This window comes from Campylobacter sp. RM19073, assembly GCF_024723495.1.
Lineage (GTDB): Bacteria > Campylobacterota > Campylobacteria > Campylobacterales > Campylobacteraceae > Campylobacter > Campylobacter porcelli.
Genome location: NZ_JANQCT010000002.1, coordinates 33992 through 46892, shown reverse-complemented (window position 1 = coordinate 46892; position 12901 = coordinate 33992). Strand labels below are relative to the sequence as shown.

Sequence of the window (12901 nt, the reverse complement as noted above, 5' to 3'; positions counted from 1 at the left end):
AGGATTTATGGCACACATTACAAAAGCTACAAGCGTAAGAGATTGGTTTGATCAGCGTATAGCTCTTACAAAATTATGGAATGTATTAGCAGGGCAGTATTGGATACCAAAAAATATTAACTTTCTTTGGGCAATGGGCGTGGTTTTAACCGTTTTATTTACTCTGCTTTTTATTAGCGGTTTATTGCTTTTAATGTATTATAAACCAGATGCGAATTTGGCATTTGATAGTGTGAATTACACTATTATGAAAGAGGTCGAGTATGGTTGGCTATGGCGCCATATTCACGCAGTTGCAGCGTCTGTAATTTTCTTAATTATCTATATCCACGCATTTGTTGGAATTTACTATGGTTCGTATAAAAAGGGTCGTGAGATGATCTGGATTAGCGGTATGTTGCTTTTCTTGATATTCTCAGCTGAAGCTTTTAGCGGATATATGCTACCATGGGGGCAGATGAGCTACTGGGCAGCACAAGTTATCACTCAATTGTTTGGTGGAATTCCATTTATTGGTGATGCGTTGGTTGAGTGGATTAGAGGGGATTATGCAGTTAGCGATCCTACACTTACAAGATTTTTTATGCTTCATGTATGCTTGCTACCAATCGTTATTATTATGGTTATAGGGGTGCATTTTTATACTCTAAGAGTTCCACATGTAAATAACCTTGAAGGTGAAGAGATAGATTTTGAGCTTGAAGCTGAAAAATATCTAAAAGGCGATACTGTAAATTCAAAAGTTATCCCATTTTGGCCTGGATTTTTAAGTAAAGACTTCTTTTATGTATCTTTATTTATGATATTCTTCTTCTATTTAGTAAGCTTCCATTTTAATTTTGCTATGGATCCAATCAACTTTGACCCAGCTAATGCCGCTAAGACTCCAACTCATATCTATCCTGAGTGGTATTTCTTGTGGCAATATGAGATTTTGCGTGGTTTCTTCTTTGATATTGGACCTATAAAGGCAGCTGATATAGGTGCTTTAGCTATGGCTTTTGCGGGTATTTCGCTATTTTTTATGCCTTTATATGATAGAAGTGATGTCGTGGCTCCAGCACATAAAAGAAAAGGCTTTTTTGTATGGTTTTGGCTACTTATAATTGATTTAATTATCCTAACAGTATATGGCAAACTTCCTCCAACAGGATTTAATGCTTGGATAGGATTCTTCTCATCAGTTGGCTTCCTTGTGTTGCTACTTGTAGTGCTTCCTATCATCACAATCAAGGAAAGAAAGGCAAATAGATGAAAGAATTAAAAGCGTTTTTAATTGTAGTCATTGTTACGGGTGCTATTTATTGGGGTGTTGAGCCTTATGCGCACTCAGTTTTACACCCTCATGTTGAACCGGCAAATTTTGATTTTGCTAAAGAGGATATAAATCTAGCAAAGACTAATGTAGAAAAAGCTGAAACCGCCTTAAAAGCTGCTCAAGCTAGCGGTGATGCCACTGCGATCGATGGTGCTTCTAAGACTTTAGAGAGTGCTAAAGCTCAATTAGAAAAATATAGCTCTTTTTGGGCTGATATAAATAGCATTGATCTTGCTAAGGGCGATGCTACTTCAGGTCAAAATCTAGTAGTAGCAGCTGGCTGTACAGCGTGCCATAGTATAAAATCAGCAGGATTTGAACCAGCTATGGATGATAAGAGTGCTAGTGAAGCTTATGGCATTGCTCCACCAGATTTAAGCAATATTGGTTATCTTTATGATGGTAAATTCTTAGCTGCTCTTATCAAAGATCCAGCTATGGCATTAAAGGTTACGCATAAATTTAATGATACAAATCCATTTCCTATGACAGCATTCTATGGTGCTGGTGGCGATCTAAATCAAGAAGTTGCCGATTTAGTAGCATACTTTAAAAGCATAGCACCAAAAGAGATGAGCGATAGAGATGTGTTTGTTGAGTCTTGTGCTAGATGCCATGATATGAAATATGTAAATGTATTTGCAAATGGTAATAAACAAAGCATATCAAACTATCTAGGAATGACCCCACCAGATCTATCTATGTATATTAGATCAAGAGATGAATTATATTTAAATAATTTTATCAACGATACTCAAAAAATGCTTCCAGGCACATCTATGCCTCGTGTTGGCTTAAATGAGAAAGCACAAAAGCAAGTTATTGAGTATATGAGAGAGTCTGGTGATAGTAAAAAAGATGAGCGAGAGACAACTGGTATTTATATTATGATCTATTTTGCTATTCTTAGCGTATTTGCTTGGGCTTGGAAACGCAAAATTTGGTCTAAATTACATTAATACCGCTAAAGATTTAGGGCAAATTCGCTCTAAATCTTACCTATAAACAATTTTTATAAATTCATCTTTGTAATCTTAAGAAAATTAAATCTATAATTGATACTAAAATTTAAAAGAGATAAATCAATTTATGATTATTTCAATTTTCATTTTTAAATACAAAAATTAATATTTTCGTAAAAAATTTAAAACAACTGATGGTAATTTAAGTTTAAATTAATGGGTGGTATAATTACACTTCAATACTTTAAAATAAGGAGATAGAATGATAAATTCTACTTTAAAAATTTGTCTTGTTGCCTCTATGGCCTGCTCGTTTGCACTTGCTGAGGGTGCATTTATCGGTGTTGAGAGTGATTACTCTTTTAAATCAAATTTAAAAATGAAATTAAATGATGGTGAAAAAGAAACTTTCAAAAAAGCTCAAACTGGAATTGGCATAAAAGGCGGTTATGATTTTGATATGTATAGAGTTTATGGCTCTTATGTTTATGATTTTCAAACTAGCAAAACAAAAGTCGATGAAGATGGAGACAATTTTAAACTAAAATGGCTAACTCATAAATTTATCGTTGGAGCTGACTATACTCCATCTATAACAGATAATTTTAAACTAGCAGTTGGTCCATATACTGGCTATTCTAGATTGACATTAAAACCTGAAGGCGAAGGCAAAGCTAACACAAATGGCTGGATAATAGGTGCAAAACTAGGTGGAATTTACTCAATCGATAAAAATAACGAGCTAGAGTTTGGCTTCAAAACAGACAGAACAGATTACAAAAAAGTATCGAAATTTGAATTAAAAGATGTAAAAGAGACAAACTACGGCTTATATTTAGGATATAACTATAAATTCTAATAGTCAACTGGATCATAAAACTATGATCTAGCTTAAACTAACTTTATAATATAATAAATGAAAATTACATTTATCAAAAATTTTTATAATATTAAGCAAATTTATTTATTATAAATTTGATAATTTTGAGTAATTTTTGCCAAAATGCTTGACAAAAGGCAAAAGATATAGTATAATTCCAACTCATTTTTAGATTGGGGTATCGCCAAGCGGTAAGGCAACAGGTTTTGGTCCTGTCATTCAGAGGTTCGAATCCTCTTACCCCATCCACCTCTTATGACGCGAGATGGAGCAGTGGTAGCTCATCGGGCTCATAACCCGAGGGTCGGGGGTTCAAGTCCCTCTCTCGCAACCATCAAGTTACTCTAAAGATATCTTACCAATCCCTAAAAACTCGTTAAAGTCTTTTAAATCAATGTTTATATCGCTATCTTTTGCTCACTTTCGTAGATTGATTGTAAAAATCTCATTTTTATTCCTTTGTTTTGAAAAATTTTTTAAATTTAACAATACAACATAAAATGCTAGTTTTACTAAAATTCCTACTTTAAAATAGGCGGTTTTTAGTGAGATAAAATTATATTAAAAAACTAAGGATAGAGTTCAAAAATTCTTTAAAAATCAAAAGAGGTAAAAATGATAATTTTAAACAGAGTTTTTAGTGGTGGCTATCTAAATGATAATCTAGGACATGAAGTTATAAATTTTTTTTAAAGCTGACAATGGTGAGCATTATATTTACATAACACCTTATGGAAAAATAAATATTAAAGCAAAAAATGCTGCTGCTGTTCTTATGGTGCGTAGTGTTGGACAAGGGCATATGGAAATTTTGGGATATGCCAGCGATTTGGAATGTTTGATTAGCGATGAGTTTATGAAAGGGTCTAGAAATAAGCTTATGGATGAAGAACAAGACAAACAAATAAAACTCATTAAAGAAGAAAAAATAAAATATGGTGGAAAAGCATTAAATGAGTTATTTAACGAACAAGAAAATACCGTCTATGTAACTTTTAAGGTTGGTTCTTTTAAAAAGCCAAAACAAAAAATTTATATTGTAAATGAAAACGAAGTTAGCGATAATAAATGTTATGTTAATTTTAGAGCAAAACAATCGTTAATTGAGTATTTAGATGAAGAAAAACTTAAGGACTCAAAACTACAAGAGTTTTTAGATAAAAAAGAATTTTGGGATGAAAAACCTTGCCAAAGTGTTGATGAAATAATGAAAAATAATGAAGATATAAAAGATGTAAATTTTTTTGAAGTGATAGGCAAAGAGTATGATGAATTAGCATTTTCAAATATTATAAGTTATGTTCTTAATGAAGATAGAGAATTATTGGCTAAATTTTGCCTTGAATTCGCAAAATTTCAAATGGATAGTAAAATGGCTGTAATAACAAGAGAAACCGATGAAAATATAGATATTTATATAAAAGATGATAAACATGCTATTGTTATAGAAAATAAAATCAAATCTGGAGTAAATGGCAAAAAATATGATGAAAAAATGAATGAAGAAATAGAAAACCAGCTTGATAAGTATCGTGATTTTGCCAAGATTAAAGATAAAGGTGCTGAAGCTAGAGAAGTAAAATGTATTTTACTTGTGCCAGATCACCACGATATTTTAAGAAATGATAACGCCAAAAAAGAAGTGGCTAATAAAGAATACGAAATTATTACCTATAAAAAACTTTTTAAGTTTTTTAGTGAATATAAATCAGAAATTAGGTTCTATGATGAGTTTTTAAGAGCTTTGGAATTTCATAGCACAGATTATCAAAATAGAGCCTATGAAATAGCAATGAGAAGACTTCAAAATATAATAAAAAATAATTAAAAGAATAAACATAATTTGCGTATATTCACGGCTATGACTCAAATAAAATATGCAGAAGTGGCAAGGTGTTAAGTGAGCTTTTAGGCACAAAGGGACAAGTGCTAACTCTGGGATGGCAATGCTATCTAAAATCCATTTCTATACTAAACCCTAGCTTAGCTTAACCTTTTAAGCCATTTCTACACAATCTTATTAATACTATTTACTACTCTTATTTCTTTTTAGGCTACTTAAGCGATTTTATAGGCGTTCTATGGCTTCTATAAGCCTATCTCTTATTTTGTTGTATTCGTGCCAAGCTTCCCAAGCTTCATCTCTTAATTCATAGTAATTATCTAGCTTACTCTCAAAATACTCAAAATCTTTAATAGCGTAAGCAAAGAGGGAGCTAGAGCGCTTTAGTTTATCTACCACACTCTTAGCTGCTTTTGCTTGCTTGTTTTCTTTAGGTATTATTAGTCTCATTTTTTTATGTGATAGTTTTTGCAATTCTAGCATAAGTAAATTAAATATTAATAAAAATTAATTTTTAATTTAACTTGTTTAGCTGTATTTATTATCATAAATTTTTACCACCTTAAGTAAATTTAAAGGGATAAGAAGGCAAAATCTTGCGATAAAATAAATATAATGTTAGCTATAAATCTTTAAGATTGCTTAAATTATTTGGATTATAATTAAGGAGTAAAAATGAATATCCTAATCACCGGTGGAGCTGGTTATATAGGCTCACATGTTTTAAAAGCACTTTTACATAAAAATAGCGATAAAATCACCGTAATTGATAATTTTTATAGTGGATCAAGAGAGACTTTAATAGCGCTTGAGAGTGTGGGGAAATTTGAGTTTATCAAGTGCGATTTAGCCGATACTGCGTTATTAGAAGAGATTTTTTCTACGCATAAATTTGATGCGATTATACATTTTGCGGCTTATATCGAGGTATTTGAGAGTATGCAAAATCCGCTAAAATATTATCTAAACAATACCGCAAATACCGCAAATCTCATTAATTTAGCAATTAAATTTGGGATTAAAAAGTTTATATTTAGCTCCACAGCCGCTACATATGGTGAGCCTAAAAATGGCATAGTGTGCGAAAATAGCCCACAAAATCCTATAAATCCATATGGCAATAGCAAGCTTATGAGCGAGCAAATTTTAAAAGATGCAGCCGCAGCAAATAGCAGTTTTAAATATGGAATTTTAAGATATTTTAATGTCGCAGGTGCCTCAAGCGACTCTTTAATTGGCCAAAACTATCCAAACGCCACCCATCTAATAAAAGTGGCCACGCAAACAATAACTGGAAAAAGAGCCAATATGAGTATCTTTGGCAGGGATTATGATACTAAAGATGGGACTTGTATAAGGGATTATATCCATATTGAGGATTTAGCAGATGCGCATTTAGCGGTGCTTGATTATCTTGATAGCAGTGATAGCGATATATTTAATGTTGGGTATGGGCATGGATTTAGCGTGCTTGAAGTGATTGATATGGCTAAAAAGGTAAGCAAGGTAGATTTTGAGGTTATGGACGCACCAAGACGCCTAGGCGATCCGGCTGTGTTGATCGCTGATTCATCAAAATTAAGAAGTCTTACCTCTTGGAAACCTAAAAAAGATAGCCTAGAGACCATCATCGCTTCAGCCCTTGCTTGGGAGAGAAAAATAGTGTAAATATATAAAAATATATGATATTAACTTAAATTTGAGTATAATTTTGGTTTTAATTTGATTTAAAAGGAAAAATATGCCAATTATAAATATTAAACTAGCTGACCCTATGCCAAGTCGCCAAAAATTAGATGAAATCGCAGTCAAAATCACTGATATTATGGTAAATGATCTAGGTAAAAAGCCTGAGCGTGTGGTTATAAATTTTGATGAGATTAGAAGTGATGCGACATATTTTGGTGCTAAATCTGTCCAAGCTATGAAAGAGGGCAAATGATGGAGAGTAAAAATCCAAATTTCACTCAAGAGGATTTAGAGCGTAAAGTTACCTTAACAGCTGGAGATATAGCACCTGATTTCTCTTTAGAAAATAGTGATGGAGTAAGCATTAGCTTAAGAGATTTTGCGGGTAAAAATGTGGTTTTATACTTCTATCCAAAGGATAATACTCCAGGTTGTACGACTGAGGCTTGTGAATTTAGTCAAAATTATGATGATTTTATCGCTAATGATTGCGTGATTGTAGGCATTAGCCCAGATAGCGTTAAATCTCACGCCGGATTTATAAATAAGCAAAATTTAAAGCATATTTTGCTTAGCGATCCAGATAAAGAGGTAGCTAAAGCTTATGGTGTTTGGCAAGTTAGAAAAAATTATGGAAAAGAGTATTTAGGGATTGTCCGCACGACATTTGTCATAGATAAAGATGGAAAAATCCTAAAAGTCTATAAGAGCGTAAAAGCAGCTGGCCACGCCGCTAAGGTGCTAGCAGATCTTGTAAAGTAGGCGAATTTGCTAGTTCATATATGCTGTAGTGTTGATAGCCACTATTTCATTGGCGAGCTTAAAAAGCTATATCCAAATGAGCGTATTATAGGGTATTTTTACGACCCAAATATCCACCCTTATAGTGAATTTTTGCTAAGATTTCAAGATGTCAAAAGAAGTTGTAAGAAGCTTGGTGTAGAGGTTATTTGCGGTGAGTATGAGTATGAAGAGTGGCTAAAGGGAACTAAGGGGCTTGAAGATGAGCCTGAAAAGGGCAAAAGATGTGCGTATTGCTTTGAATTTCGTGTAGGAAATAGTGCTAAAGAGGCCGTAAAATTAGGGTGTAAAAAGATCACTACAACCTTGCTAATGAGCCCTAAAAAAGATTTTACCCAGTTAGAAGATGCCTTAAATAATGCTATAAAAGGGACGAATTTAGAAGCTGTTGCTGTGGATTTAAGAAAAAATGGTGGCACTCAAAAGCAGTTTGAACTAGCAAAAAATGATAAATTATATCACCAAAATTATTGCGGTTGTATATATGGGCTTATTAAGCAACGCCATAATGAAGAGGTGATAGATGAGCTTTGTGAGCCACTTGGAGGGCAGATTTGGCCAGGTTCCATAGGCTATAGATTAAAGCTATATAAAAAGGTAAGAAAGCTTGAGAGATCAAAGATTAAATTTAGCTTAATTAGAGAGAAAATTCTAAATTATAGATTGAGATTTGCTCGTGTAAAGATGGATAATATCGCTATACCTAGCTATTTTTTATTTTACTCACATTTTAGGCTTTTAAGCTCTAAATTTATCATTGAAAAGCAAGGAGATTTTATCAATACAAATAAAGATGATATTAAGCTTATAAGCCTATCTAAATTTAATAAACTTGGCAAATTTAAATATAAAAATACCCTAGAATTAATCTATAATCCACCAAAATTAAAGCAAGAGCTAAAGGTGCGTCAAAAGATTACTAAATCTAATCTAAGCCCTATAATTGTAGTCGATGAGATTAAAAAGGCTAAATACATAGTAGAAGCAAATAGCCAAATCTTTCCAGCAAGCGTAGAGGTGGTAGAAAAAATTTAATATCTATCTGAATTTAGATAAAATTATTGATATTTTTTAAAAATTCAACTAATATTTTGCTAATTTTAGATACAATCTAGCACTTTGTATTCAGAAGGTATTTTATGATAGATGTAGTTGAAATTCAAAAGATATTACCGCACAGATACCCATTTTTGCTTATTGATAGAGTTGTTGAGCTAGAGCCTGGCAAACATATCAAAGGGTATAAGAATGTTACAATTGCCGAGCAGGTTTTTCAAGGTCATTTTCCAGGTCATCCTATATATCCAGGCGTTATGATTATTGAAGGAATGGCTCAAGCTGGCGGAATTTTAGCTTTTAAAAGCTTGGGCGAAGAGGAGCAAATTAGCGTAGAGAATAAGGTAGTCTATTTTATGAGTATTGATGGGGCGAAATTTAGATCTCCTGTTCGCCCGGGCGATAGATTAGAGTATAGATTAGAGGTTTTAAAGCGCAAGGGAAATATCTGGGCTTTGAGTGCTAAGGCCTATGTAGATGAGAAATTAGTGGCTGAAGCTGAGCTAAAAGCGATGATTGTAGATAAATAATTAAGAGCAAAATATGCAAATTCATAACACAGCAGTTGTAGAAGATGGTGCTATTTTAGGTGATGGATGTGTTATTGAGCCATATGCTTTCATAAGCTCAAAGAGCGTTTTGGGTGATAATGTTATAATCAAGCAAGGTGCTAGGATTATCGGAGATACGCATATTGGTAGCGGTAGTAAAATTTATAGCTACGCAATTGTGGGCGATATCCCTCAAGATATTAGCTACTCTATAGAGGATGCTGGTGGAGTTCGAGTAGGAGAAAATGTTACCATCAGGGAGTTTGCTACCATAAATTCAGGCACCAAAAAGGGCGATGGATACACTAATATCGGTAGTAATAATTTTATAATGGCATATACCCATATAGCTCATGATTGCCTCTTGGGTGATGGGATTATTTTAGCCAATGGCGTGACGCTAGCAGGGCATGTGGTGATCGATGATTATGCTGTGATTGGCGGTCTTACGCCTGTGCATCAGTTTGTCCATATTGGTGAGAGCTGTATGATAGCTGGGGCATCAGCGCTTAGTCAAGATGTGGTGCCATTTTGCTTAGCTGAAGGAAATAGGGCTTATATAAGAAGTTTAAATTTAGTTGGAATTCGCAGAAGATTTGATAAAGAGATAGTAGAACAGATCAATAAAGCTTATAAATTTCTATTTAGAAGTGGTGGCGGATTAAAAGATAGAGCATTAGAGCTTTTGGATCAAAATCCTACTTTAGAGGCTAGGAAGATGTGCGAATTTATCATAAACACAAAAAGAGGAATACCGCTTGATAAGGGGAGAGATTAATGGCTAGAAAGTGTAGTTTTTGCGGTGAGAGCGAAGCAAATGATAGAAAACTTTTAGCTAATGAGAGTGATAGTTCATTTATATGTGAATTCTGTGTTGATGCAGCATATAGTGCAGTTCATGGCGATGAAACAGGGCAAAATACTCATAAGGCTATAGATTATAAAGATATAACTCCAAAGATTTTAAAATCTGTTTTAGATGATTATGTAATAGGTCAAGAAAGAGCTAAAAAGGTATTTAGCGTGGGTGTTTATAATCATTATAAAAGAATATTTAAGCAACATAGCATTGAAGATGATACTGAAATTTCAAAATCAAATATCTTGCTAATTGGCCCTACAGGGAGTGGTAAAACGCTAATGGCTCAAACTTTGGCTAGATTTTTAGATGTTCCAATAGCTATTTGCGATGCTACAAGCTTAACTGAGGCTGGATATGTAGGTGAAGATGTAGAAAATATCCTTACAAAGCTATTAAATGCAGCCGGTGGCGATGTGAAAAGAGCTGAGCAGGGGATTGTGTTTGTCGATGAGATAGATAAGATTGCTAGAATGGGTGAGAATAGGTCAATTACTCGTGATGTAAGCGGTGAGGGCGTCCAGCAAGCACTATTAAAGATAATAGAAGGTAGCGTGGTAAATATCCCACCAAAAGGCGGTAGAAAGCACCCAAATCAAGATTTTATTCAGATTGATACTACAAATATTTTATTTGTTTGCGGTGGGGCTTTTGATGGACTTAAGGATATTATTGAGCGTAGGCTTGGTAAGAATGTTTTAGGATTTAATCAAGAGAAGCGTGGTAAAAGCCAGAAGTCAAATTTGCTAAGCCTTGTAGAGCCTGATGATTTGGTGCATTTTGGGCTAATTCCTGAGCTAATTGGCAGATTACACGCTATTACAACCCTAAATGAGATTACAATTGATGATATGGTAAATATCTTAACCCAGCCTAAAAACGCCCTTTTAAAGCAGTATGAAAAGCTCTTTGCCATTGATGGAGCAAGGCTTAAATTTGAAGATGAGGCTATTAAAGAGGTGGCAAATCAAGCCATTAAGCGTAAAACTGGAGCTAGAGGTTTAAGGAGTATAATGGAAGATGTGATGATAGATATTATGTATGATCTTCCAGAGTTAAATGGCTATGATGTGATAATATCAAAAAATGTGATTGATGGTGATGCAAAGCCACTATTAATGAAAGCAAAGTAAAGGAGATATATGATTTTAGACCAATTAGTAGGGCTATTTTCTAGCGATATGGGAATAGACTTAGGCACTGCAAATACATTGGTATTGGTAAAAGATAAAGGCATTGTGATAAATGAGCCAAGTGTTGTAGCTGTCCAAAGAGAGAAATATGGTAAGCAAAAGATACTAGCAGTCGGGCATGATGCTAAGGAGATGGTGGGTAAAACTCCAGGGGATATAGAGGCGATTAGGCCTATGAGAGATGGGGTTATAGCAGATTTTGATATGACTGAGAAGATGATTAGACATTTTATCGAAAAAACCCATAGAAGAAAGACATTTTTACGCCCTAGAATCATTATCTCTGTCCCATATGGCTTAACTCAAGTCGAGAGAAAAGCCGTTAGGGAGAGTGCGCTTTCAGCTGGGGCTAGAGAGGTCTTTTTGATAGAAGAGCCTATGGCTGCAGCCATTGGGGCGAATTTGCCAATCCGTGAGCCTCAAGGTAGTTTGGTAGTGGATATTGGTGGTGGCACAACTGAGATTGGCGTGGTATCTTTGGGCGGATTAGTGATATCTAAAAGCATTAGAACGGCTGGAGATAAGCTTGATGCTAGCATTATGAACTATGTAAAAGAGAAGTATAACTTGCTAATTGGTGAGAGAAATGGCGAGGATATTAAGATCAAGATTGGCTCAGCCATTCAGCTACCTAAAGAGCTATCTATGGTAGTAAAAGGTAGGGATCAAGTAAGCGGACTATTAAGCCGTATAGAGCTTACTAGCGAGGATATTAGAGAGGCGATGAGAGAGCCTTTAAAAGAGATTGCCGATGCTTTAAAAACCGTTTTAGAAAATATGCCACCAGATCTAGCTGGAGATATAGTAGAGCGTGGTGTTGTGCTTACTGGTGGTGGAGCGCTGATTAGGGGGTTAGATAAGTATTTGGCTGATATTGTAAAACTACCAGTTTATGTAGCTGATGAGCCACTTCTTGCAGTGGCTAGAGGAACTGGTAAGGCCTTAGAAGAGATAGGTTTATTACAGCAATTAATAAATGAATAAAATTAAATTTATCTTAATAATTATTTGCTTGGGTTTTACATCATTTTATCTAAGCGATTATGCTAGGAGTATAGTGATAAATAGCACAAATTTCATATTATCACTATATCAAGATACAAGGGATTTTATAGTTAATAGTATTGATGAGCATTTTAACCAAGCAGATGAGATAAGAGCGCTTAGAGAGCAAAATGCTGAGCTGGAGTACTCAGCTACCTTGCTTTCGGCGTTTGCTTATAAGCTTGATACACTATTGAGCGAGCAAAATTCGACTAGATTTAACCCAGATATTAGGCTTGTTAGGGTGCTTTCGTATATGAATATTGGGGATCATGATAAAATTTGGATCGATTTTGATGAATTTGATGAGAATAAAATTTATGGTCTAATCTCTCAAGGTAAAACAGCAGGTATAGTAGTAAATAAAGATGGAAATCCGCTAGCCTTACTTCAAACTGACCCCAAATCGACATTTTCTGTAAGTATCGGAGAGCAGCGTATAGCAGGTATCGCTACTGGAAATGGCAAGAATATCACGGTTAAATTTATAGCCCAATGGCTCAATCCAAAAGTAGGCGATGAGGTCTATACTAGCGGACTTGATGGGATATTTTTTGGTGGAGTGCCAGTAGGTAGAATTATTAAAGTCTATGAAGAGGAGTTATATAAGAGTGCAGTTGTAGAGACTATGCTAAAAATCCAAGTTCCAAGCTACCTATATGTGGTTACAAATCAATAATACTCAAATTTCATTCAAATTTCTAT

At 34.4% G+C, this 12901-nt stretch carries 14 protein-coding genes and 2 tRNA genes; 15 read left to right on the top strand and 1 reads right to left on the bottom strand.

Going from position 1 to position 12901, the window contains the following annotated elements:
• Positions 1–7: 7 nt before the first annotated feature.
• The 6 genes from CSUIS19073_RS01545 to CSUIS19073_RS01520 all read left to right on the top strand — a co-directional run bounded on the left by CSUIS19073_RS01545 (position 8) and on the right by CSUIS19073_RS01520 (position 4988).
• Complete coding sequence (locus CSUIS19073_RS01545) at positions 8–1255, top strand: cytochrome b (protein WP_086237018.1); 1248 nt, start codon at positions 8–10, stop codon at positions 1253–1255.
• Positions 1252–2277 carry a c-type cytochrome gene (locus CSUIS19073_RS01540; RefSeq protein ID WP_086242356.1) on the top strand — a complete coding sequence of 342 codons (1026 nt, stop codon included), beginning with the start codon at positions 1252–1254 and terminating at the stop codon, positions 2275–2277. The genes CSUIS19073_RS01545 and CSUIS19073_RS01540 overlap by 4 nt, the downstream gene beginning before the upstream one ends.
• Positions 2278–2542: 265 nt before the next feature.
• A complete protein-coding gene (locus tag CSUIS19073_RS01535; RefSeq protein ID WP_086237016.1) occupies positions 2543–3139 on the top strand; it encodes an outer membrane beta-barrel protein in 597 nt (198 codons plus the stop codon).
• Positions 3140–3334: 195 nt separating this feature from the next.
• Positions 3335–3409 (top strand) — tRNA-Gln (locus tag CSUIS19073_RS01530).
• Positions 3410–3419: 10 nt separating this feature from the next.
• Positions 3420–3494, top strand: a tRNA-Met gene (locus tag CSUIS19073_RS01525).
• A gap of 441 nt (positions 3495–3935) precedes the next feature.
• Entirely contained in the window at positions 3936–4988 is a 1053-nt protein-coding gene (locus CSUIS19073_RS01520; RefSeq protein ID WP_086237002.1) for a PD-(D/E)XK nuclease family protein, read from the top strand.
• 240 nt (positions 4989–5228) lie between these two features.
• Here the strand turns inward: CSUIS19073_RS01520 and CSUIS19073_RS01515 are convergent, their stop codons facing one another.
• Positions 5229–5453: a hypothetical protein gene (locus CSUIS19073_RS01515; RefSeq protein WP_141082461.1), complete on the bottom strand. Its 225-nt coding sequence runs from the start codon at positions 5451–5453 to the stop codon at positions 5229–5231.
• A 225-nt stretch (positions 5454–5678) separates the two neighbouring features.
• On the opposite strand from CSUIS19073_RS01515, the gene galE reads away from it, so the two are divergent.
• From galE to mreC, 9 genes are all read left to right on the top strand, one after another.
• On the top strand, positions 5679–6671 hold the full coding sequence (galE, locus tag CSUIS19073_RS01510; RefSeq protein WP_086242358.1) for a UDP-glucose 4-epimerase GalE: 993 nt from the start codon (positions 5679–5681) through the stop codon (positions 6669–6671).
• Positions 6672–6744: 73 nt separating this feature from the next.
• Positions 6745–6945: a tautomerase family protein gene (locus CSUIS19073_RS01505; RefSeq protein ID WP_086236999.1), complete on the top strand. Its 201-nt coding sequence runs from the start codon at positions 6745–6747 to the stop codon at positions 6943–6945.
• Complete coding sequence (gene bcp, locus CSUIS19073_RS01500; RefSeq protein ID WP_086237272.1) at positions 6945–7454, top strand: thioredoxin-dependent thiol peroxidase; 510 nt, start codon at positions 6945–6947, stop codon at positions 7452–7454. Before CSUIS19073_RS01505 ends, bcp begins: the two co-directional genes overlap by 1 nt.
• Positions 7455–7460: 6 nt before the next feature.
• The gene (locus CSUIS19073_RS01495; RefSeq protein ID WP_086236998.1) at positions 7461–8528 is read left to right on the top strand and encodes an epoxyqueuosine reductase QueH; all 1068 of its coding nucleotides are present in this window, start codon (positions 7461–7463) and stop codon (positions 8526–8528) included.
• Between the two features lie 104 nt (positions 8529–8632).
• Positions 8633–9079, top strand: coding sequence for a 3-hydroxyacyl-ACP dehydratase FabZ (gene fabZ, locus CSUIS19073_RS01490; RefSeq protein ID WP_086236997.1), 447 nt, complete (start codon positions 8633–8635; stop codon positions 9077–9079).
• Positions 9080–9092: 13 nt separating this feature from the next.
• Positions 9093–9878 carry an acyl-ACP--UDP-N-acetylglucosamine O-acyltransferase gene (lpxA, locus tag CSUIS19073_RS01485; RefSeq protein ID WP_086236996.1) on the top strand — a complete coding sequence of 262 codons (786 nt, stop codon included), beginning with the start codon at positions 9093–9095 and terminating at the stop codon, positions 9876–9878.
• Positions 9878–11092 carry an ATP-dependent Clp protease ATP-binding subunit ClpX gene (gene clpX / locus CSUIS19073_RS01480; protein ID WP_086236995.1) on the top strand — a complete coding sequence of 405 codons (1215 nt, stop codon included), beginning with the start codon at positions 9878–9880 and terminating at the stop codon, positions 11090–11092. The genes lpxA and clpX overlap by 1 nt, the downstream gene beginning before the upstream one ends.
• A gap of 9 nt (positions 11093–11101) precedes the next feature.
• A complete protein-coding gene (locus tag CSUIS19073_RS01475) occupies positions 11102–12136 on the top strand; it encodes a rod shape-determining protein (RefSeq protein ID WP_086236994.1) in 1035 nt (344 codons plus the stop codon).
• The gene (gene mreC / locus CSUIS19073_RS01470; RefSeq protein ID WP_086236993.1) at positions 12129–12875 is read left to right on the top strand and encodes a rod shape-determining protein MreC; all 747 of its coding nucleotides are present in this window, start codon (positions 12129–12131) and stop codon (positions 12873–12875) included. Before CSUIS19073_RS01475 ends, mreC begins: the two co-directional genes overlap by 8 nt.
• Positions 12876–12901: the final 26 nt, after the last annotated feature.